Consider the following 22,016-nt stretch of genomic DNA (forward strand, 5'->3'; position numbering starts at 1 on the left):
TATTACAAAAAATAATTACAAATAAAATAAGTAGGATAAGAGAATATTTCTTTTAATCCTACTTTTTTTATAAATAATATTTTAGGAGGAATTGTTATGGAATATATAACTCCAGAAGATAATTATTTAGTAGTATTTCCAGATGGAAGAGGTGTTACTTTTAAAGATATCGAAGGTAGTGATGCATATATAAATAGATATTATGAAGAAAGAATAAGACTTCATGCAATAGAAAGTATATATGAGGATTATGATTTATCAAAAGAGGATTCAAGAGAAAGAATATCAACTATACTTGGTGCTGAAGAAGGAGATCCTAAAATATATTATTTAGATGATGTATTTGAAGCCATACAAAATTCAGGAGCATTTATAGAAGAGCAAGAAGAAATAATAGGACATCTTTTAAATAGAAATTCAAAGATAAATATTACTCATTATGGACTAGATAAGATATTAGTAAATGTACAAGACATAATAGAAGGAAGATTTTAATTATAATTAAGATTTAACTTATATAAGTAATTTAAAATTCAGTATATAATTAAGAAATTATATACTGAATTTTTTTATTTTAAAGATAATTTATTCATAAATTATAAAAAACATTATTAATATATAATAAGGCAATAATTATGCCTAAAAAAATTAATTATAATAATTGGATTTTTATTTAAAAGAAAGGGATATAGGTATATAAAAATGTTATCACATAAGTTTTTATTGGATATAGCAATTATTCTGCTAAGTACTAAATTACTAGGATTAATAACTAAAAAATTTAACATGCCTCAAGTAGTTGGTGCATTACTTGCAGGAGTAGTTCTTGGACCAGCAATGTTAAATATATTACATGAAACAGAATTTATTCAGCAACTTGCATCGTTAGGTGTAATAGTATTAATGTTTACGGCTGGTCTTGAAACGAATATAAAAGAATTAAAGAAAACAGGAAAGGCATCAGCATTAGTTGCGCTTCTTGGGGTTATAGTACCCTTAGTTGGAGGTTTTATAGTAGCTTATATATTTAATAAACAAGATGTTTCTAATGTTAATCAGAATCATTTATTACAAAATATATTTATAGGAGTAATAATTACAGCGACATCTGTTAGTATAACAGTTGAGACATTAAAAGAAATTGGGAAATTAAATACAAGAGCAGGAAATACTATATTAGGAGCTGCACTTATTGATGACATATTAGGGGTTATTGCACTTACTATAATAACTAGTATGGCAGATTCATCAGTAAAAATAGGAATTGTATTATTAAAGATATTATTATTCTTTATTTTTTCTAGTGCTATAGGATATTTATTTTATATATGTTTTATTAAGTGGATTAGAAGATATCATAAAGATATGAGAAGATTTGTAATTGTATCTTTTGTTTTTTGTTTATTATTATCATTTACAGCAGAAGAGTTATTTGGAGTAGCAGATATTACAGGAGCATTTATAGCAGGGCTTATAATATCAAATACAGAAAGAACAAAATATATAAATTCTAAATTTGAAACATTATCTTATATATTGCTATCACCAATATTTTTTGCAAGCATCGGAATAAAGGTTGAACTTTCTAATATGTCAATGCATATTTTATTGTTTACAGTAGTATTAACAATAGTGGCTTTACTAAGCAAAATATATGGTTGTGCATTAGGTGCAAGAATGTGTGGATATGATAAATATGAGTCACTTGAAGTTGGCATAGGAATGATATCTAGGGGAGAAGTTGCATTAATAGTTGCAAATAAAGGTGTAGCAGTTGGACTTATGAAATCTACATTTTTAGCGCCTGTTATAATAGTAGTTACATTTACAACAATTATAACCCCAATACTTTTAAAAATTATATGTAAAAAAAGTACAGTATAGATTGAAGAAATAAAAAAAGAGAAACATTCAATATATGAATATTTCTCTTTTGTATTTTTACAACAAAAAATTTAAGAAATGTGTTCTATAATATTATTCTACTTCTGAGAATTGATCCTTACCAACTCCGCATAATGGGCAAAGCCAATCTTCTGGAACGTCTTGGAAGCTAGTTCCTGGATTTACTCCGTTATCTGGGTCTCCTAATTCTGGGTCATAGATGTAACCACATACATCACAAATATATTTTTTCATAATTGTATCCTCCTAAATATCTTTTAATTTTTTTATTTATATTTAAATTTTAAAATTTAACTTAATAATAAATCTACGATATAATAAGCTGCTCTTCTAATCTTTTCAGCTTCACTATCATTTATTGAGAATCTTACTCTAACTGGGAATTCAACATCATTCATACCAGTAGATTTGATTATACTTGAAGTATTTAATACAGTCATATTAGTTTTATTTAAGTAGTCTTGTATTATTTCAATACCTTCACCACTCCAACCAAATGAACCAAATGCTCCAGCAATTTTGCCTTTTAAGTCTTTTCCTTCAAGTAATTTAAGTAATACTTCCATGTTTCCAACCATATCACCATATCTTGTTGAAGTACCAAATAAAGCAACATCAGCATCTTCAATAGCCTTTATAATTTCATCTGCAGGAGTTTTATCAGCATTGAATAATAAAACTTCTATATTGTTGTTTGAAATTAAATCTCTAAACATTTCAGCTATTTTCTTAGTGTTTTGTCTAAGAGTAGTATATGCAATGACTACTTTTTTATTACTATTATTTACTTGGCTTAAATCATCATATATTTTAATGAACTTATCAGCATCTTTTCTAATTATAAATCCATGTGATGGACAAATCATTTTAATATCTAAATCTTTTATAGCATTTAACATATATCTTACATAAGATGCATGAGGTTTCATTATTGCATTGTAATATCCTATGAAATCTTCTGTTATATCAAATCCACATGTATCGTTAAAGTAATCTTTAACAGCAACGTGTGTACTGAAGATATCACATGAGAATAAAGCTTTATCTTCTACACAATAAGTAACCATTGTTTCTTTAGTATGTAAGTAAGGTGTTAACTTAAATATTAAAGTTTTACCTCCAATATCTAGTTTATCTCCATCTTTCACAACTAAGAAATTTCTGTTTTGTAATTTATACATTTCTTTAAGTTCATATACAGCAGGTTCTGTGCATACTATAGTTGCATTTTTAGCTCTTAATGCAAGTGAACCTAATGCACCAGAATGATCTGGTTCTGTATGGTTAATAACTATGTATTGAATATCTTCTAAATTTATTAGTTCTGAAAGCTTTTCTATATAAGATCTTCCAAACATCATGTCAACAGTATCAATGATTGTTGGTTTCTTAGTTTTTAATAAGTAACTATTATATGTAGTTCCTTTTTCTAAAATAAGTCTGTGAAATGGAACGCCTCTATCATCTATCTTTCCAACACAGTAAGCATCATTATTTAATTGTTCTACTTTTATCATCAAGTATGTCCTCCTTGTTGCGAATTTCAAATCATGTTTATGTGTATATTGTAGCTAATACGGAAAAATAAAAATGTGATTCTAATTACAAAAGTTTTTAATATAAGGTTAAGAAAGTTAATAAAATAAATATAGTAAAACTAGGAAAATGAATTTATAATAAAGTATAAAGAAAATTATAATAATGAAAATATACATAAAATTATGACAAATTGGTAGATTTAAAATGTATAATAATGATAGAAAGAGAAAAAATTAAATTTGAAGGGAGATATTTATATGCGTATTGGGGAAACTAATCCAGCATTAGCAAAGGGATTTAAATCAGTAACAAATGATGGAACAACTATGAGTATTGCAGGAACAATATCAAAGATTTTTATTTTACTTGCAATAGTTGCAGCTGCATTTTTATATAGTTGGTTTTACATACCTTATAGTAGTAAAGTAATATCAGGGGTTGCAGTTGTAACATTTATAGTTGCAATGATAACAAGTTTTTTTCCAAAGTCTGCTCAATTTACATCTATAATTTATGCAGCTTTTGAAGGATTGCTTTTAGGAAATATATCAAGATTATTTAACTATATATATCCAGGTATAGTATTGCCGGCAATTGCTTTAACAATAGTAGCAGTTATAGTGACTGTTATAGTATATGGAAAAAAGCCTAGTTTAGCTAATAGAACTAGTAAAGGGGTTATGATAGCACTTTTAACAATAGTAATTACATCATTAATATCAATGTTACTTAGTAGATTTGGAATAATATTACCAATATATAATAATAGTCCTATAGGAATTATATTTAGTTTAGCAGTTGTAATTATTGCTACAATAAGCTTAATGCAAGACTATGATTTTATATTAAGAGGAAGTCAAAGTGGAGCACCAAAATATATGGAATGGTATGGAGCTTTTGGATTAATGGTAACATTAATTTGGTTATATATGGAGATAATACAATTATTGTCTAAGTTACTTTCAGATAGAGATTAAAATAAAAAAAGCTACCACCTTTGTGGTAGCAGTTTTTATTTAGTAAATTTCTTAATAGGTATATTAAATAAATGGTTAAATATAAAATTATATAATACAAAACCTATAATTGCAGTTGTTACAAATAATTCAATAGCAAGTATTTGATTTACTATATTTGAAGCAGCAGTATAACCTAAACCTAATAAATAAGCTTTTACCTTAAGTGATGCTACGCATGAAATAGCAAGTGGGAAGGTAAGTGCTGCAAAAGTTACATTAAATTTTAGAGATAAAATTTTTCTAAAATTAATATAAACATATAGTGTTGTAAGTAATGTTATTATGAAGAAGAACATTACTATATATGTATTAGCATTTTTAAATAATGTTATATAACTTATAGTACAAAGACTTGCAGGTGCTGCAATAATTGCAATTAAAGGATACTGAGCATCTGGAACCTCTAGTGTAGCAAGTCTATATATAACTACTGGTAAAAATGTGAAGAATGTAATTACTACAAAGTAGAAAATTGGTGTAACTAATTTAACTGCATTTACTTGAGTACTAGTTGTGCAAGAAACAGAAATACCAACTAATAATGCATACCAACATGGAAGTACAAACTTCATATTAAACCCAATTAAAACGTGTCTTATTAAGAAAAATAAAACAAAGAAAACATTTATTATTAATCCTATAAACCAAATTGTTCTTCCTAAAGTATAGTTAAACTTAAGGAAATAAACACCTATGTTCATAAGTAACATAGTTGAAGTTGGATATAGTGCCATTAAAATTGTATTATTCATTTCATTCCATACCACATCAGGATGTTTAATTACCTTAAAAACTCCGACTAATAATGCTAAGCAACCTATTATAACAAAAATTGGTTTTATTATTGTAAGTTGAAGGGCGTCATATACATTAGAAAGAGTTACAGCTCCAAGACATGCGCCAATAAATCCTATAGGATATTCTTTTAATTTAATATTAAAAATACTATTGTTCAAAAAACCACCTCTTAATTATTTAGAATATAATTTTTGTTCTGATAAACTATAAAACTTGAGTTAGATAAATAATTAACAAAGAAAAGCAAAATCCAATTAATGCTAAAATTTTAACTAAAAAACTAGTTTTAGGTGTATCTAAGTTACTCCCTTTCAAATAAATCCCTCTCTTTCCTATTTTAAACTACAAATAGTACACTTTTATTATAACGATAAGTTAAACTTAAAAACGTGATGATTATCACGAAAAAAGCAAAAAAATTATTAAAATAGTAAAAATTCGTGATAATGGTCACATTGTAAAAAGTTAAAAAATGTTAAAATAATAACTAAGTTAGTGTACAAATGAGGAGATGATTAGTAATGGAAGTAAAACAATCTGTATGCAATTATTGTGCTACAGGATGTAATCTTAAATTTACAGTAGAAGATGGTAAGATAACAAAAATACTAGGAGCAAAAGATTACCCAGTAAATGAAGGTAGTGCATGTATAAAAGGATTAAATTTAGATAAACAATGCACTAAGTATGGAAAGCAAAGATTACCTCTACTTAGAGGAGAAGACGGAAAAATGCATGAAATATCATGGGATGAAGCGTTTAAAGTTTTTGCAGAAAGAATGACTTCAATACAAAAAAAGTATGGAAAAGAAAGTGCAGCTTATATAAGTACTGGACAATTACCTTTAGAAGAGATGGCTTTACTTGGATTAGTAGGTAGAGGATTTATGGGAATGCATGGAGATGGTAATACAAGACTTTGTATGGCAACATCAGTTGTAGCATATAAGCAAAGCTTTGGCTTTGATGCACCACCATATACTTTAAATGATTTATCACTTTCAGATACTCTTATATTTATAGGAGCAAATCCAGCAGTAGCCCATCCAGTATCATGGATGAGAATAAGAAAAAATAAAGATGCTAAAATGATAGTAATAGATCCTAGAAAATCAGAAACAGCAAAATTTGCAGATGAATGGTACCCAATAAGACCAAAGGCTGATTTAGTATTCCTTTATACTTTATCTAATGTTCTTATACAAAAAGGATATATCGATGAAGAATATATTGAAAAATATACAGAAGACTTTGAAGGATACAAAAAGCATGTTAGTAAGTATAAATTAGAAGATGTTTTTGAAAAGACAGGAATAACAATAGAACAAACAGAAGCTTTAGCTGAAACTATACACAATGGAAAGAGAGTTTCATTCTGGTGGACTATGGGAGTTAACCAAGGTTATGAAGCAGTAAGAACAGCACAAGCAATAATAAATATATCAGTAATGACTGGAAATATAGGAAGAGAAGGAACAGGCCCAAATTCAATGACTGGTCAATGTAATGCTATGGGTTCAAGATTATTTAGTAATACTACATGTCTTTATGCTGGAAGAGATTTTGCAAATAAAGAAGACAGAAAGTTTATAAGTGATGTTATGGGAATTAAAGATGAATATATTCCAACTAAGCCAACAATGGCATATCCAGAAATAATACAAGGTGCATTAGATGGAACTATGAAAGCTCTTTGGATAGTTTCAACAAACCCGGCAGATTCTTGGGCTAACAATAGTAAATTTAAAGAAGCAGCAGAAAAACTTGATTTTTTAGTAGTACAAGATTTATATGATGATACAGATACTGCAAAAATGTGTGATTTATTCTTACCAGCAATTCCAGGAATAAAGAAAAATGGAACATATATAAATACAGAACGTAGAATCTCAGCATTAGTACCAATGATTGAAAAAGATGAAAATGAACTTACAGACTTTGAAATAATAACTGGAATAGCTAAAGCATTAGGAAAAGAAAAAGAATTAGAAAAATGGAAAACACCTAGAGATGTATTTGAAATTATTAAAAAATCTACAGAAGGAATGCCTTGTGATATAACTGGTGTTGATTATGAAATGATTAGAGAAAGCAAAGGTGTGCAATGGCCATTTAGAAAAGGTGAAAAATTAGAACAAGATCAAAGAAGACTTTTTGAAGATGGAAAATACTATACACCAAGCGGTAAAATGAAGTTTATTTATGAAGATGTCATGGAAAATAAGGATAAAGAAACTGAAAAATATCCTTATATATTAAATACAGGAAGAGGCACTGTAGGACAATGGCATACTCAAACTAGAACAAGAGAAATACCATTAGTTGAAAAGTCAGTTCCAGCTGAAGCTTATATAGAAATAAGTGAAGAAATAGCAAAAACTCATGATATAAAAGATGGAGAGATAATTGAAGTATCATCATCAAATGGAAAATCTGTTAAGGTAAAAGCTAAAATAAATGCAGGACTTGAGCCAGATGAAGCATATGGCCCAATGCACTATATTGAAATCAATGCTTTAACACCAAGCATTTTTGATACTTATTCAAGAGAGCCATCATATAAGTATGTAACTATTAATATAAAAAAGATAAAGTAGTTATATAATATCATTTTAAAATTTTAATGCTCATTCTATTTTAGGGTGAGCGTTAAAATTAAGAATTACTATTAGTTTTAAGAGGTGTATATTTATGATAAGTTTAGAGGATGCTAGAGAGTTATTATTAGGTAAGACTAAAAAGATGACATATGAAGAAGTACACATTGAAGATGCACTAGGGAGAGTGCTTTATGAAGACATATATTCTGAAATTGATAACCCACCTTTTCCACGTTCACCATTAGATGGTTATGCTGTAAAAGGAAATGATACTAAGGGTGCAAGCAATGAAAATCCAATAAGTTTAAGTGTTATAGATAAAGTATATGCAGGTCATGTATCAGAAAAGCATCTAAATAAAGGTGAAGCAATAAGAATAATGACTGGAGCACCAATACCAAATGGAGCTGATTGTGTTGTAAGACAAGAAGATACATTAGAAGAAAATTCAATAGTTAAAATATATAAAGAACATAAGCCTTATGATAACTATTGTTATGAAGGAGAAGATTTTAAAATTGGAACAAAACTTCTAGATAAAGACACATTAATAACATCATCAGAAATAATGTGTATAGCAGCGCTTGGGCTTGAAAAAATAAAGGTTTATAAACAGCCAAAAGTTGGAATAATAAATACTGGAGATGAAATTCAAAACCCAGGAAGTAAATTAAAATATGGGAAAATTTATAATAGTAATGGATATTTCTTAAAAAGTAGGTTACAAGAACTAGGTTGTGATAGCATAATTTATGATCTTATATGTGATGATGATTTAGAAATTATAAAAGCAATAGAAACATTAGAAAAGGATTGTGATATTATAATTTCAACAGGGGGAGTATCTGTTGGTGAAAAAGATAGAGTTAGAATAAGTGCTGAGAAGGCAGGTTATGAAATTTTATTCTGGAAAATAAACATGAAGCCAGGCTCACCAATGTTTGGTGCGCATAAAGATGGTAAGTTATATATAGGTTTATCAGGAACACCGGTAGCTGCAGCGACAAGCTTTGAACTTACTTGTAGAGGGGTTTTAAGCAAGATGATATCTTCAGATAAAATAGGTCTTAAAGAAAGAAAAGCTGTTGTTATGGATGATTATAACAAAGTATCAAAAAAGAGAAGATTTTTAAGAGTTAATATAAATGAAGAAGGCGAAGTTTACATAAATAATGTTTACCAAACTCCAGGGCAAGTACACACTATGATAAATAGTAATGCAATACTTGAAGTAAAGCCAAATACAGTATTAAAGAAAGGTGACATTGTTAAAGTGTTAGTGTAGATATGATTGAAAAGAGTGCAGTAATTCTATCTGGTGGAAAAAATACAAGAATGAATTATAAAACAAAAGCTTTTTTAGAATATAAGGGTAATACTTTTATAGAAAGAACTTTAGATGCAATTTCAGATTATGAAGAAAAGATAATTTCTTGTAATGATGTAGAAAAATATAAAGAATTTAAAGATAAAGCTTTAATAGTTTTAGACCACTTTAAAGAAATAGGTCCAATTGGAGGAATATATTCATCTTTAAAAGAGAGTAAGTTTCAATATTGTTTAGTAATTGCTTCAGATATGCCTTTTTTAAATAAAGAAGTTTTAAATTATTTAGGCAATTATGATTTTCATAATGATGCATTAATTCCAGTTGTTGATGGGCGTATACAACCTCTTTGTGGAATATATAAAAAAGATATTTTAAGTACAATTGAAAAAATGATAAGTGAAAAAGATTATAGAATTAAAAATTTATTATGTAATATAGATACAAAATATATTAATATAGATGATAAATATAATTTCTCAAATATTAATACTGTAGAAGAATATGAGAAATTAATAAGAAGAGATGGTGAGTAACATGGCATTTGTAGTAAATATTGTTAGTGAAGTTTCAAATGTTGGTAAAACAACAGTAATTGAAGGAATCATAAAGGAACTTAAAAATAGGGGATATTCAGTAGGAACAATAAAGCATGATGCACATGAATTTGACATAGATAAAAAAGGAAAAGATACTTATAGGCATAGAGAGGCTGGATCTGAAACTGTAATAATATCATCTAAAAATAGGATGGCTATGATAAAAGAAGTTGAAAATGAAATGCCTCTTGAAGAATTGCTTGATATGGTATCAGATAAAGATTTTATAATAGTTGAAGGATATAAAAAAAGTCCTTTAAGAAAGATTGAAGTATTTAGAAGTGGTGTAAGTAAAAATATTATTACTCCAAAAGATAAGCTTATATGTTTAGCAACAGATACAAAACTTGATATAGAAGGCATCGAGCAGGTTTCAATTAATGATTACAGAAAATTAACAGATTGCCTAGAAAAATTGAAATATAATGATGAAAGGAGGTGTTAAATATGTATACATTAGGCATAATAACTAGTAGTGATAAAGGATCAAGAGGCGAAAGATACGATAAAAGCGGAGAAGTAATAAAAAATATAACGGAAAAATGTGGATTTAAAGTAGAGAGATATATAGTTATTCCAGATGAAAGAGAAATGCTTTCAAATGAGATGAAATACATGAGTGATGAATTAGGTGTAGATCTTATTCTTACAACTGGGGGAACTGGTTTTAGTGAAAGAGACGTAACACCAGAAGCAACTAAAGATGTGATACACAAAGAAGCTTTAGGAATAGCAGAAGCTATCAGAAATTATAGCTTCACTATAACTAAAAGAGCTATGTTATCTAGAGGAACAGCTGGCATTAGAAATAAAACATTAATTGTAAATATGCCAGGAAGTCCAAAAGCATGTGAAGAGATATTAGATTACATATTAAATGACTTAAAACATGGGTTAGATATAATGAAAGGAAGTGCATCGGAATGCGCAAGAAAGTAATAGCAGGTTTATTAGTCGGGGTTGCTATGGTGTCATTAGTCTTAACGGGATGTGGAAATAAAAAAGAAGCAAATAAAGAAATCACTGTAAGTATAGCGGCAAGCTTACAACAGCCAATGGATAAGATTAAAGATGAATTTAAAAAAGAAACTGGAATAGATGTTAATTATAATAGTGGTGGATCAGGTACATTAAAAAAGCAAATAAGTCAAGGTGCAAATGTTGATTTATTCTTATCAGCTAATACTAAATATGTAGATGAATTAGTAAATGAAGGTTTAGTAAATAAAGATAATGTAGAAGATTTATTAACAAATTCTTTAGTGGTAATAGGAAATAAAGAAAATGAAAAAAAGTTAAATAACTTAGATGAATTAAAGAATACAAATGGCAAAATTGGAGTTGGAGAAATATCAACAGTTCCAGCAGGACAATATACTAAACAAACTTTAGAAAATCTAAAGCTTTGGGATTCTTTAAAAGATAAGTTTATTTATGCAAAGAGTGTAACAAATGTATTAAACTATGTTGAAAACGGAGATGTTAATTATGGTTTTGTTTATAAAACAGATGCCATGAATTTAAAAAATAGCAAGATAGTTTATGAAGTTCCAAATGATTATCACCAAAGTATAGAATATTCTTTATGTTTAATAAAGGATAGTAAAAATAAAAAAGAAAGTAAAGAGTTCTTTGATTTTCTAAACAGTGATACAAGTAAGAAAATATTTAAAGAATATGGTTTTGGAGTACAATAAAAATGATATTAAGTCCATTTTTAATATCATTTAAGGTTGTAGTTATTTCAGTTGCTATAAGCTTAATTATATCTATAATAGGATGTTATTTTTTAATTGAAAAAGAAATGAGAGGGAAGAGCATTATAGAAACTATAATACTCTTTCCAATGTTTCTTCCACCTTCAGCTATAGGATATTTAATATTAATAGCTTTAGGAAAAAGAGGTTTTATTGGTGAGCTTCTTTTACAAAACTTTAATATAACAATAATATTCACATGGATTGCGGCAGTAGTTTCTGGTGTTGTTGTTTCTCTTCCTGTAATGTATCAAAGTATAAAGACACCACTTTTAGGCGTAAATGAAGATATAAAAAATGCAGGAAGAGAAATGGGAGCAAAAGATAGACAAGTATTTAGAATGATTAGTTTGCCACTTTGTAAAAAAGGAATTCTTACAGGTGTAATATTAAGTATTGCTAGGGTATTTGGCGAATTTGGTGCAACTATTTTAGTTGCAGGTAATATCCCAGGTAAAACTCAAACAGTTCCTATGGCTATGTATTATGCTATAGAGAACAATGATGAGATGCTTGCAAAAACAATACTTATTATAATTGTTATTATCTCTATGGTTTTAACAATGTCATATAATAAGATACTAAAAAAAATAGCTTAAGGGGAGAAGTATATGAAAAGTGTTAGAGTACAAGATGCTGTAGGTATGGTATTATGTCATGATATAACAAAAATAGTTCCAGGAGAATTTAAAGGAAGAGCATTTAAAAAAGGACATATAATAAGAGAAGAAGATATAGAAGAATTATTATCAATAGGAAAAGAACATATATATGTTTGGGAAAATAAAGAAGGTGTTCTTCATGAAAATGAAGCTGCGGAAAGATTAAAAGACTTAGTATGTGGAGAAGGATTAGAATTTGGAGAAATAAAAGAAGGTAAAATTAATTTTATGGCTGCAAAGGATGGTCTTTTAAAGATAGATAAAGAAAAGCTATTACAAATAAATATGCTAGGAGAAATAATGGTTTCAACAATACAAAACAATACTCCTCTAAAAAAGGGAGAACTTGTTGGAGGTACAAGAGTAATTCCATTAGTTATTGATGAACAAAAAATAATAGAAGCAGAGAAATTAATTACAGAAAAAATAATAAAGGTTGTAGACATTAAGCCTAAGAAAGTACACATGATAACTACTGGAAGTGAAGTGTATCACGGAAGAATAAAGGATGCATTTGGACCAGCTGTAAAGAAGAAGATAGAGTATTATGGATGTACTTTAGAAAATCAAGTCATACTTCCAGATGATAAAGATAAAATAGTTTCAGAAATCAAAAAAGCAATAGATGCTGGAGCTGAAATGATTATATGTACAGGAGGAATGTCTGTAGATCCAGATGATGTAACTCCAACTGCAATAAAAGAATCAGGAGCAGAATTAGTAACTTATGGAGCACCAGTACTTCCAGGAGCGATGTTTTTATTAGCATATAATGGAGACATACCAATACTAGGGCTTCCAGGATGCGTAATGTATTCTAAGAGAACTGTATTTGACTTAGTATTACCTAGAGTATTAAGTGATGAAAAATTAACTCTTAGAGATATCGCTGCATATGGACATGGTGGATTCTGTTTAGATTGTAAAGTCTGCACATTCCCACATTGTTCTTTTGGAAAAGGAGAATAATTATGAAAGAAAAGTTTACTCATTTTGATAGCCAAGGAAATGCAGTTATGGTAGATGTAACTGAAAAAAATAAAACTGAGAGAGTTGCAACTGCAACTGGAAAAGTTATAGCTAGTAAAGAAACTATTGATCTTATAAAAGAAGGAAAAATAGGAAAAGGTGATGTTTTAGGAGTAGCAAGAGTTGCAGGTATTATGGCTATTAAGAAAACATCAGATTTAATTCCCATGTGCCATCCAATAATGATAAATGGATGTAGCATTGATTTTGAAATAGATGAAGAAAATTCACAAATAATAATTAATTCTACAGTAAAGATATTTGAAAAAACAGGAGTTGAAATGGAAGCTTTAACAGGAGTTTCTGTTGCAGCATTAACTATTTATGATATGTGTAAGGCTGTAGATAAGAGAATGAAAATAGATGGAATACACTTAGTTAAAAAAACTGGTGGAAAGAGCGGTGAATTTAATTATTAATATTTTGAGGTGAGAACAATACAAGATAGATTTGGAAGAAATGTAGATTACCTTAGAATTTCTATTACCGATAAATGTAATTTAAGATGTGTATATTGTATGCCTGAAAAAGGCAATATATTTTGTCAAGAAGATAAAAGACTTTCAAGTGAAGAAATTTATAGAATTGCAAAAGAAGCATCAAAGCTTGGTATTAGAAAAATAAGATTTACAGGAGGAGAACCTCTTGTATATGATGGAATAGTTGATTTAATCAAAAAAATAAATTCTATAGATGGAATAGAAGAGATTGCGCTTACGACAAATGGAATATTATTAGATGATATAGCAGATGATTTAATCGATAATGGATTAAAAAAGGTAAACATAAGTTTAGATACGTTAGATAAAGATAAATACTATAAAATAACAAGAGGTGGAGACTTAGATAAAGTTTTATCCGCTATTGATAAATGTTTAAATAAAGGCACAAAAGTTAAATTAAATGTAGTTATAATTAAAGGAACAAATGATGACGAGATACTTGATCTAATAAATTTAACATTAAAGAAAAATATAGATGTTAGATTTATAGAGCTTATGCCAATTGGAGAAGGTAAAAATTATACTGGATTATCAAATAAAGATATAATTAAATTTTTAGAGGATACGGGCCTTAAATTTAAAGAAGAGAAAAGAAATGTACATGATGGGCCAGCAGAGTATATAAAGTTAGAAAATGCAATTGGCAGAGTTGGGTTTATAAGTGCAATGAGTAATTGTTTTTGTGATAACTGTAATAGAATAAGAATCACAACAGATGGATTACTTAAACAATGTTTAAATTGGAAAAGTGGAATCAATCTTAAAACGCTTTTAAAAAATGGAGCAAGTGATGAAAAGCTTAGAGAAACAATAAAAGAAGGCATATATAATAAACCACAAAAGTATCTATTTAAAGTTGAAGATGAAAACAAAGAAAAGAAGTTTATGAACGAAATAGGAGGATAATTATGGCGAAAGTGGTTGCAATTTGCACAAGCCCTAAAAAAGGAACTGTAAAAAATAAAGTAGAAGAGGCTATTTTAATTGAGGATTTTGGGATAAAAGATGATGCTCATGCAGGTAAGTGGCATAGACAAGTAAGTTTATTAGAACTTAAAAAGATTGATGAATTTAATAGACAAGGTGGAAATGTTAAGTTTGGAGATTTTGGAGAAAATATAGTTATAGATGGAATAGAAGTTGATAAACTTCCAGTTGGTCAAAAGATCAAAGTAGGAGAAGCTATATTAGAAATAACACAAATAGGAAAAAAATGTCACAATGAATGTGAAATATTCCATAGAGTAGGAAAGTGTATAATGCCTATTTATGGAGTGTTTAGTAAAGTATTAAAAGGCGGAAAAGTTGCTATTAATGATAAAGCTGAATTAATATAAATATTGTTAAATAAAAGAAGATATATAATTTTAAAATTATATATCTTCTTTCTTTTTATTATAGTAATTATATTTTACTTATTTAAGTTTTTGCTTTTTTTCATATCTATCATAAAGTATTAATGCTATAGCACCAAAGATTATTGGTCCTGCGATTTGGAAAATTGTTGATACGTAATCTCCAGAATCTAATGCTGGCTTTATGATAGTGAATATATTTGCAAATATAACAGTTATCATTACAATAACAGTCCAAACTTTTATTGTAACAGGGTTCTTATACATAACAAATGGTTTATGAATTTCTTCTTTTTTCTTGAATGAAATAAATGCAAAAGCAATAAATGCATAAGGAATTGTCATAGCAACATTACTCATTAATATTAAGTAATTTAAGAAAGCTGAAGCTGTATCTCCACCAAATGAAGATACTAATATAATAAGTACGACTACAAGACATTGAATCCACATTGCATTTTTTGGCATATTATTTTTATCAACTTTAACCCATGATTTTGGCCATATTTCTTTAGGTGTACCTTCAATAAGTTGTTTTATTGGAGCGTAAGTTAATGTAAAGAATGAACCTAGTAATGCTAAGAACATTGATAAACCGACAAATCTTGAGAAGCAAGTACCTAAGAATAGAGCCTTTTGTGTTCCAAGATTAAATGCAAGTCCTAATGTATAACCTAAGTTTTGCATAACAACATATCCAGCATTAGCCATGTTAACTGTATCTTTACCTAATGTAACACTCCAGTTTGTAAAGAATCCCACAAATAATATTCCTATTGAATAACCAACTGCAATTATTATAGCACCAGTCTTGATTGCTCTTGGGAAAGTTTTTTCAGGATTTTCAGTTTGGTCAACTAATCCTCCAACAGCTTCAAGTCCACCATATGCAAATATTGCAAACACTACAAATCCTAAAACAGCAATTGGTGATTGATATGTAGGGTTTGGTGAATTAACAAATGCTGAGGCAGATATTGGTTGTGCTAATTGGAACTTATTTGCCACAAGAACTACAACAGCTCCAACTAATAAAACTATATTTAAAAGAGCTATAAATGTTCCACCAATAGATGTAACTTTTGTAATTCCGCTTAATCCTTTTGAAGTAGCAAATGTAATTAATATAAATAATATTATTGCAAGAAGCGCCATAGTATGTGCTCCACTTAGACCAAATAAAGACCAAGTAGAAGTTCTATCTTCCCCAAATATCATATTAGAAAGTGGAACCCAAATAGAAGATGATGTAGTAACCATCCAGATGATATAAGAAGTGTACCACATGAATGTAACTATAAATGCATATTTAGGGCCAACTGATTTATCCATCCATGAATAGATACCACCTTTTTCGTTTTTAAATGCAGCACCGTATTCTGCTAACATGAATGAATATGGAATAAAGAATGTTATTGCTGATAATATATACCAAGGTATTGCGCTATAACCCATAAGCAAGAAAGCTCTAGCTATATTTGTAAAACCAAATACTGATGTGAAAATCATTAATATCAATGGTATAAGTTTCAGTTTTTTGTTATTTTCGCTCATTATTATCCTCCTATACTTATTATTTTTTAGTTATTCATAATTAACTCACTTTAATATAGTGAATTTATTATTTGACTAAAATTTTGTGAATATTTGATTATTATTATAATTATAATAGTATTTATGTAACATTACAAGAAAATTAATAAAGAATTATACTGTATATTGTGATTTCATGAAAGAAATATGCAAAAAATTAATAAAAAGTTTCAAAAAAATACATATTAAAACAATAAAATTATAATATTATTAAAATATTTGGAGGTGAATTATGAAAGGGATTCTTTCTATATTTAAGAGAGATATGAAAGCAATTATTAAAAATCCAGTTGCGTTTTTAATAATAACTGGATTATGTATTATTCCTTCGCTTTATGCATGGGTAAACATAGCAGCTTCTTGGGATGTTTATGAAAATACAGGAACAATTCCAATAGCTGTAGTTAATAATGATAAGGGGACAAAATTACTGTCTCAAGATATTAACATGGGGGATGAGGTAATTTCTGAACTTAAAAAGAATAAATCTATAGGATGGGAATTTGTTGATTCTAAACAAGCAGATATAGGAGTAATAGATGGGAAATACTATGCTGCTATAGAAATTCCAGAAGACTTCTCAAAGGATCTTGCAAGTCTTACAACAGATGACCCAGTAAAACCAAATATTGTTTATAAAGTTGATACTAAAGCAAATCCAGTTGCAGGAAAAATAACTAATGCTGCACAAGAAAAATTAATAGATAATATAAAGTCAAATTTTGTATCAACAGTAAATAAAACAGTATTCTCTTCACTTAATGAATTAGGTGATAAAGTTGAAAAGAATAAACAAAAGATTCTTGAACTTAAAAATGGAATACTAACAATGAATAAAAATATGGATCTTGTTTTAAATGCACTACAAAGCACAAATAATAATGCAAATAATCTAAATACATATTTAAATGGTATAAAAGATACAATCCCTCAAATAACAAGTGGAATTGATCAAATACAAGATAGCAATGAAGAATCAAAGAAATTAGCTACTTATACAAAAAATACAATGAATAATTCTTTCGATAGCTTAAATATTAATTTAGATCAAATAAATTCTTCACAAAAAAGAATGGCTACTTTATTAGAAAACTTAAATAAGTCAGTATCATCTGGAAATTCTAAACAAGTAAGTACAGCTATATCAATAATGAAGCAAGAAATTACTTATATGAATGGCAGTATTGATAATGTCTTAAAATTCTTAGAAGGATTAAACAAAAAAGTAACTTTAACTATAAATGGTGAATCAAATACTCAAATTATTAACATGATTACACTATTAAATGATTTAAAATCATCTTTAAATAGTGAAAGTGATAAGTTAAATGATTTAGAGAAGTCATATCAATCAACAAAAGATTTAAATAGTGATATATTAAGACAATTAAACCAAATGAACTCTTCAATTAGTGATGAAGTAAGTTCATCTATGAGTCAATATAACAATAATACTAAACAAGCACTTACAAAGATTTATAATAATTATATTAAATCAACAGAAGATGCAAATGAATTACTTGGAGACTCAAAAGAAATGGTTGAAAATGTAAATAAGCTTATAGAATCAGCAATGCAAGGAACAAAAGTAACAGCAGATGTTTCAATTGATTTAAAAAAACAATTAGAAAGCTTTGAATCTGGAATAGGTAAGTTAAGCGATAAACTTGAAAAAGTTAATGACAATGACTTAACTCAAATTTTAACTATACTTCAAAGTAATCCAGATGTAATGGGTGGATATATTTCACAACCATTTAATATTAAGGATGAATCAATTTATAAGGTCGCAAATTATGGATCAGGAATGGCGCCAATATATTCAGTACTTGCAACTTGGGTAGGAGCTTTAATGTTAACATCTCTTTTAACAACAAAAGTAGCTGAATTTGAAGGAAGTGAAAATCTTACAGTAAGACAAAAGTATTTAGGAAAGCTTCTTTCATTCTTAACATATGCCTTAATTCAAGCGCTTATACTTACTATAGGTGACAAGTATATAATAGGAGTTCAAACTGTAAATACTCCATTATTTATATTATTTGGAGTTCTATGTTCACTAACATTCTGTACAATAGTATTTACTTTAGTATCATTATTTGGAAACATAGGTAAGGGAATTGCTATAATACTTATGGTAATTCAAATTGCAGGTTCTGGAGGAAGTTACCCAATACAAGTTGATCCAAAATTCTTTAGGGTACTTCAACCATTCTTCCCATTTACGTATGGACTTGAAGGATTTAGAGAAGCAATAGCAGGACCGCTTGCAAGTAAGGTATTACTTGATATTGGAGTATTGGTTTCAATTATTGTAGTAACATTACTTATAGGAATATTATTTAAACAAAAATTATCTAAACAAGTAGAAAAATTTGATGAAAAATTTGAAAAATCAGGAATAGCAGAATAGAAGGATTAGGAGGAAAACATGAGAAAGATATTCAAGGTTTTTAAGAGAGATATAAAAAATATCGTTAAAAATCCAGCTGCTATAGTTATTATAACTGGTCTATGTTTTATTCCTTCACTTTATGCATGGGTTAATATAAAGGCATGTTGGGATCCTTATGTAAATACAGGAGCAATTCCAGTTGCTGTTGTAAATAATGATACAGGTGCTAAGATTAATGGAAAAGATATTAATGTAGGAAATGAAATTGTTGAGCAATTAAAGAAAAATAAATCAATAGGATGGAAAATCGTTGGAGATTGGCAAGGTAATTATGGATTAAATGAAGGTAAATATTATGCATTAATAGAAATACCACAGAATTTCTCTAGTGACTTAGCCACTTTATTAACTGATAATCCTAAAAAACCAGATATAATATACAAAGCAAACGAAAAGGTAAATGCAATAGCAACTAAGATAACAAATGTTGCTAAGACTAAGTTAACAGAAGAAATAACGAGTAAATTTGTAGATATAGTAAACGAAGAAGCATTTAAGTATTTAAATGAATTTGGAGGAGAAATTGAAAAAAATAAATCAACTATCCTAGATTTTAAATCAGCTTTAAATGATGCACAAGATAATTTAGATCAAGTATCAAATCAATTAAATGCTTCAACTCAAGATATAAGTGATGTTCAAGATTATTTAGCTAAAACAAAAACTCAATTACCAACTATTACAAATTCAATAAATTCTCTTCAAGGAATGATAGAAGGAAGTAAGGATTTGATAACAAGTACTCAAATGAGTGTTCAAAACTTAAGTAGTGGAATAAAAAATGACTTAATGCAAATACAGTCAATAAATAATCAGTATAATGAACTTTTAAGTAATCTTAAGGATACTTACAATAACACTATTGGTGATTCTAAAGATAATGCAAAGCTAGATAAAACAATAGAGGATATGCAAACAACACTTGATACATCAAATAACTATATTACAACTGCTAAGCAAATCTTAGGAAATATAAACGGAATTTTTGGAAGTAGTATAATTGAAACTCAAATAAGTACTCTATCAAATTTACAAGATATAATATCACAAGATAAGAATAATTTAACTAAATTAAAGAGTATTATTGATTCAGGAAAAAACACAGATGATGTAAATAATACTATTAATACACTAAGCAATTTAAATACAGACTTTACAAATAGATTAACTAATTCAAGTAATAATTTCTATAATAATGTAGTTCCAGTATTAAATGCAGTAGGAGATAATCTATCACAAGGGGCTACAAGTGCTAGTAATGTATTAGAAGGAAGTAAGATTATAGTTCCTCAATTAAATACTTTAGCAAACTTTGGTATAGCAAGTGGAGATGTAGCATCATCACAAATAGCAAATGTAAGCACTAAATTAGATGAATTTAAGAGTAAATTAAGTAAAGTTCAAGATAAGACAAAAAATATTACAAATAGTAATATTGATGAAGTAATAAGCATGCTAGAAAAGAATCCAGAAAAAATAGCATCATTTATGTCATCACCTATAGAAGTTACAACTGTAGAAGTTTATGATACAGGAATATTTGGTGTTGCACTTTCACCATTCTATACAGTATTAGGTATATGGGTAGGAATACTTCTAATGGCAGCTATTTTAACAACTGAATGTGAAGATTTCGAAGATGGTGAAAAAATTTCATTAGTACAAAAACATTTTGGTAGGATGTTATTATTTCTAACAGTAGGTATCATCCAAACTATTATTGTATTAGTTGGGGATATTAAAATTTTAGGAATAAAACCTGAAAATACAAAACTATTATTTTTCATGGGACTTTTAGCCTGTGTAGTATTTACTTTAATAATATTCACACTTATATCACTATTTGGAAATGTTGGTAAGGCATTAGCTGTAGTAATTATGGTATTCCAAATAGCTGGAGCTGGAGGAATATATCCTATTCAAACAAATCCAAAGATATTTGGAGTATTACAACCATTATGGCCATTTACTTATGCAATTGATGGATTTAGAGAAGCAATTGCAGGACCAATATGGAGTGATACAATTCATGACATAAAAATGCTTTGTTTATTTGGGCTAGTATTCTTAGTACTTGGATTCATAAAGAGACTTGTATATAAAGGAACTATGTTCATGGAACACAAATTTAAAGAATCAGGATTATAAAAAATACTGTATTAGATGAATTAAAACCTCATCTAATGCAGTTTTTTGATTTATAATATATTTTTAATATTGTGAATTAACATTATTATATCTTTACTTTTTAATTATTATGTAGATAATTTTTATATTTAGAATGGAATAAATTGGTTTAATAAAAAGTAGTAATGTTTTCATTAGCTTTTTAATATTTTATTAAAGTATAATAATTTTTTTAGGAGATTTTATGAAAAATTTATCTAAAATAGTGTCTATTGTAGCAATAGTGACATCAGTTGTATCAACATCAGCTGAAGCAGCAATGTCAATAGCTAGATTAAATTCAGATCAAGTATTGCTAACAAAAGCAACAATAAATAAGAGTGAGTTTGGAGTAACAAATACAGGAAATCAAAACCTTAATGTAAGAAAATCAGCATCAACAAATTCTGAACTTTTAGGAAAATTACCAACTGGAAGCAAGGTTGAAATAGTTGATAAGCTAGCAAATGGATGGTATAGAATAAAATACAAATCAAGTTATGGATATGTTGACAGTAAATATATTGATAGTAAAATTCCTGTATCAGTAACAGGAGTTAAACTAAATAAGGCAACATTAAGTTTAGAAAAAGGAAAGAGCGAAACATTAAAAGCAACAATATCGCCAAGTAATGCAAGTAATAAAGGAGTAACTTGGACAAGTAGCAATAGTAAAGTAGCAACAGTAGATAAAAATGGAAAAGTAAAA

Annotated in this window: 21 protein-coding genes; 17 read left to right on the forward strand and 4 right to left on the reverse strand. The window is 28.0% G+C overall.

The window, feature by feature from the left end:
- Nucleotides 1-96 precede the first annotated feature (96 nt).
- Together SPJ33_RS06825 and SPJ33_RS06830 are read left to right on the forward strand one after the other, a co-directional pair.
- Nucleotides 97-495: a hypothetical protein gene (locus tag SPJ33_RS06825; protein WP_321117218.1), complete on the forward strand. Its 399-nt coding sequence runs from the start codon at nucleotides 97-99 to the stop codon at nucleotides 493-495.
- A gap of 207 nt (nucleotides 496-702) precedes the next feature.
- Nucleotides 703-1,884, forward strand: a complete 1,182-nt coding sequence (locus tag SPJ33_RS06830) for a cation:proton antiporter (RefSeq protein ID WP_321117219.1) — start codon at nucleotides 703-705, stop codon at nucleotides 1,882-1,884.
- Between the two features lie 93 nt (nucleotides 1,885-1,977).
- On the opposite strand, the gene rd is transcribed toward SPJ33_RS06830, so the two are convergent.
- Together rd and SPJ33_RS06840 are read right to left on the reverse strand one after the other, a co-directional pair.
- The gene (gene rd / locus SPJ33_RS06835) at nucleotides 1,978-2,139 is read right to left on the reverse strand and encodes a rubredoxin (protein ID WP_321117220.1); all 162 of its coding nucleotides are present in this window, start codon (nucleotides 2,137-2,139) and stop codon (nucleotides 1,978-1,980) included.
- Nucleotides 2,140-2,195: 56 nt separating this feature from the next.
- The gene (locus SPJ33_RS06840; protein WP_321117221.1) at nucleotides 2,196-3,422 is read right to left on the reverse strand and encodes an FprA family A-type flavoprotein; all 1,227 of its coding nucleotides are present in this window, start codon (nucleotides 3,420-3,422) and stop codon (nucleotides 2,196-2,198) included.
- A 279-nt stretch (nucleotides 3,423-3,701) separates the two neighbouring features.
- On the opposite strand from SPJ33_RS06840, the gene SPJ33_RS06845 reads away from it, so the two are divergent.
- Nucleotides 3,702-4,421, forward strand: coding sequence for a Bax inhibitor-1/YccA family protein (locus SPJ33_RS06845; protein ID WP_321117222.1), 720 nt, complete (start codon nucleotides 3,702-3,704; stop codon nucleotides 4,419-4,421).
- A 35-nt stretch (nucleotides 4,422-4,456) separates the two neighbouring features.
- Here SPJ33_RS06845 and SPJ33_RS06850 read toward each other — a convergent pair whose 3' ends face one another.
- Complete coding sequence (locus SPJ33_RS06850) at nucleotides 4,457-5,419, reverse strand: TDT family transporter (RefSeq protein WP_321117223.1); 963 nt, start codon at nucleotides 5,417-5,419, stop codon at nucleotides 4,457-4,459.
- Nucleotides 5,420-5,782: 363 nt separating this feature from the next.
- Here SPJ33_RS06850 and SPJ33_RS06855 point away from each other — a divergent pair, with 363 nt between their 5' ends.
- The 11 genes from SPJ33_RS06855 (at nucleotide 5,783) to SPJ33_RS06905 (ending at nucleotide 15,075) form a co-directional block, all read left to right on the forward strand.
- Nucleotides 5,783-7,858 (forward strand): molybdopterin oxidoreductase family protein, encoded by a 2,076-nt coding sequence (locus SPJ33_RS06855; protein ID WP_321117224.1) that lies wholly within the window; start codon nucleotides 5,783-5,785, stop codon nucleotides 7,856-7,858.
- 94 nt (nucleotides 7,859-7,952) lie between these two features.
- Complete coding sequence (gene glp, locus SPJ33_RS06860) at nucleotides 7,953-9,146, forward strand: gephyrin-like molybdotransferase Glp (protein WP_321117225.1); 1,194 nt, start codon at nucleotides 7,953-7,955, stop codon at nucleotides 9,144-9,146.
- A gap of 2 nt (nucleotides 9,147-9,148) precedes the next feature.
- Entirely contained in the window at nucleotides 9,149-9,724 is a 576-nt protein-coding gene (locus tag SPJ33_RS06865; protein ID WP_321117226.1) for a molybdenum cofactor guanylyltransferase, read from the forward strand.
- A 1-nt stretch (nucleotide 9,725) separates the two neighbouring features.
- Entirely contained in the window at nucleotides 9,726-10,232 is a 507-nt protein-coding gene (gene mobB / locus SPJ33_RS06870) for a molybdopterin-guanine dinucleotide biosynthesis protein B (RefSeq protein ID WP_321117227.1), read from the forward strand.
- A gap of 2 nt (nucleotides 10,233-10,234) precedes the next feature.
- Nucleotides 10,235-10,726 carry a MogA/MoaB family molybdenum cofactor biosynthesis protein gene (locus SPJ33_RS06875; RefSeq protein ID WP_321117228.1) on the forward strand — a complete coding sequence of 164 codons (492 nt, stop codon included), beginning with the start codon at nucleotides 10,235-10,237 and terminating at the stop codon, nucleotides 10,724-10,726.
- Entirely contained in the window at nucleotides 10,711-11,484 is a 774-nt protein-coding gene (modA, locus tag SPJ33_RS06880; protein WP_321117229.1) for a molybdate ABC transporter substrate-binding protein, read from the forward strand. Before SPJ33_RS06875 ends, modA begins: the two co-directional genes overlap by 16 nt.
- Nucleotides 11,485-11,486: 2 nt before the next feature.
- Nucleotides 11,487-12,143 (forward strand): molybdate ABC transporter permease subunit, encoded by a 657-nt coding sequence (gene modB / locus SPJ33_RS06885; protein WP_321117230.1) that lies wholly within the window; start codon nucleotides 11,487-11,489, stop codon nucleotides 12,141-12,143.
- A 12-nt stretch (nucleotides 12,144-12,155) separates the two neighbouring features.
- Nucleotides 12,156-13,175: a molybdopterin-binding protein gene (locus SPJ33_RS06890; RefSeq protein WP_321117231.1), complete on the forward strand. Its 1,020-nt coding sequence runs from the start codon at nucleotides 12,156-12,158 to the stop codon at nucleotides 13,173-13,175.
- 2 nt (nucleotides 13,176-13,177) lie between these two features.
- Nucleotides 13,178-13,654, forward strand: coding sequence for a cyclic pyranopterin monophosphate synthase MoaC (gene moaC / locus SPJ33_RS06895; RefSeq protein ID WP_321117232.1), 477 nt, complete (start codon nucleotides 13,178-13,180; stop codon nucleotides 13,652-13,654).
- Nucleotides 13,655-13,672: 18 nt separating this feature from the next.
- Nucleotides 13,673-14,644, forward strand: coding sequence for a GTP 3',8-cyclase MoaA (gene moaA, locus SPJ33_RS06900; protein WP_321117238.1), 972 nt, complete (start codon nucleotides 13,673-13,675; stop codon nucleotides 14,642-14,644).
- Nucleotides 14,645-14,646: 2 nt separating this feature from the next.
- Nucleotides 14,647-15,075, forward strand: a complete 429-nt coding sequence (locus SPJ33_RS06905) for an MOSC domain-containing protein (RefSeq protein ID WP_321117233.1) — start codon at nucleotides 14,647-14,649, stop codon at nucleotides 15,073-15,075.
- Nucleotides 15,076-15,153: 78 nt separating this feature from the next.
- On the opposite strand, the gene yjeM is transcribed toward SPJ33_RS06905, so the two are convergent.
- Nucleotides 15,154-16,650, reverse strand: coding sequence for a glutamate/gamma-aminobutyrate family transporter YjeM (yjeM, locus tag SPJ33_RS06910; protein WP_414627217.1), 1,497 nt, complete (start codon nucleotides 16,648-16,650; stop codon nucleotides 15,154-15,156).
- Nucleotides 16,651-16,918: 268 nt separating this feature from the next.
- Here yjeM and SPJ33_RS06915 point away from each other — a divergent pair, with 268 nt between their 5' ends.
- The 3 genes from SPJ33_RS06915 to SPJ33_RS06925 all read left to right on the forward strand — a co-directional run.
- Nucleotides 16,919-19,099, forward strand: coding sequence for a YhgE/Pip domain-containing protein (locus SPJ33_RS06915; RefSeq protein ID WP_321117235.1), 2,181 nt, complete (start codon nucleotides 16,919-16,921; stop codon nucleotides 19,097-19,099).
- Nucleotides 19,100-19,117: 18 nt separating this feature from the next.
- Nucleotides 19,118-21,289: a YhgE/Pip domain-containing protein gene (locus SPJ33_RS06920; protein ID WP_321117236.1), complete on the forward strand. Its 2,172-nt coding sequence runs from the start codon at nucleotides 19,118-19,120 to the stop codon at nucleotides 21,287-21,289.
- Nucleotides 21,290-21,512: 223 nt separating this feature from the next.
- The coding region (locus tag SPJ33_RS06925) for an SH3 domain-containing protein (protein WP_321117237.1) at nucleotides 21,513-22,016 on the forward strand (504 nt) is incomplete at its 3' end.

It is taken from the genome of Clostridium sp., from assembly GCF_034179595.1.
Taxonomy (GTDB): domain Bacteria; phylum Bacillota; class Clostridia; order Clostridiales; family Clostridiaceae; genus Clostridium.

Bases quoted from the DNA above. Each gene is read 5' to 3' on its own strand.
- SPJ33_RS06825 (WP_321117218.1), top strand. From the start codon at position 97: ATGGAATATATAACTCCAGAAGATAATTATTTAGTAGTATTTCCAGAT.
- SPJ33_RS06830 (WP_321117219.1), top strand. From the start codon at position 703: ATGTTATCACATAAGTTTTTATTGGATATAGCAATTATTCTGCTAAGT.
- rd (WP_321117220.1), bottom strand. From the start codon at position 2,139: ATGAAAAAATATATTTGTGATGTATGTGGTTACATCTATGACCCAGAA.
- SPJ33_RS06840 (WP_321117221.1), bottom strand. From the start codon at position 3,422: ATGATAAAAGTAGAACAATTAAATAATGATGCTTACTGTGTTGGAAAG.
- SPJ33_RS06845 (WP_321117222.1), top strand. From the start codon at position 3,702: ATGCGTATTGGGGAAACTAATCCAGCATTAGCAAAGGGATTTAAATCA.
- SPJ33_RS06855 (WP_321117224.1), top strand. From the start codon at position 5,783: ATGGAAGTAAAACAATCTGTATGCAATTATTGTGCTACAGGATGTAAT.
- glp (WP_321117225.1), top strand. From the start codon at position 7,953: ATGATAAGTTTAGAGGATGCTAGAGAGTTATTATTAGGTAAGACTAAA.
- SPJ33_RS06865 (WP_321117226.1), top strand. From the start codon at position 9,149: ATGATTGAAAAGAGTGCAGTAATTCTATCTGGTGGAAAAAATACAAGA.
- mobB (WP_321117227.1), top strand. From the start codon at position 9,726: ATGGCATTTGTAGTAAATATTGTTAGTGAAGTTTCAAATGTTGGTAAA.
- SPJ33_RS06875 (WP_321117228.1), top strand. From the start codon at position 10,235: ATGTATACATTAGGCATAATAACTAGTAGTGATAAAGGATCAAGAGGC.
- modA (WP_321117229.1), top strand. From the start codon at position 10,711: ATGCGCAAGAAAGTAATAGCAGGTTTATTAGTCGGGGTTGCTATGGTG.
- modB (WP_321117230.1), top strand. From the start codon at position 11,487: ATGATATTAAGTCCATTTTTAATATCATTTAAGGTTGTAGTTATTTCA.
- SPJ33_RS06890 (WP_321117231.1), top strand. From the start codon at position 12,156: ATGAAAAGTGTTAGAGTACAAGATGCTGTAGGTATGGTATTATGTCAT.
- moaC (WP_321117232.1), top strand. From the start codon at position 13,178: ATGAAAGAAAAGTTTACTCATTTTGATAGCCAAGGAAATGCAGTTATG.
- SPJ33_RS06905 (WP_321117233.1), top strand. From the start codon at position 14,647: ATGGCGAAAGTGGTTGCAATTTGCACAAGCCCTAAAAAAGGAACTGTA.
- SPJ33_RS06915 (WP_321117235.1), top strand. From the start codon at position 16,919: ATGAAAGGGATTCTTTCTATATTTAAGAGAGATATGAAAGCAATTATT.
- SPJ33_RS06920 (WP_321117236.1), top strand. From the start codon at position 19,118: ATGAGAAAGATATTCAAGGTTTTTAAGAGAGATATAAAAAATATCGTT.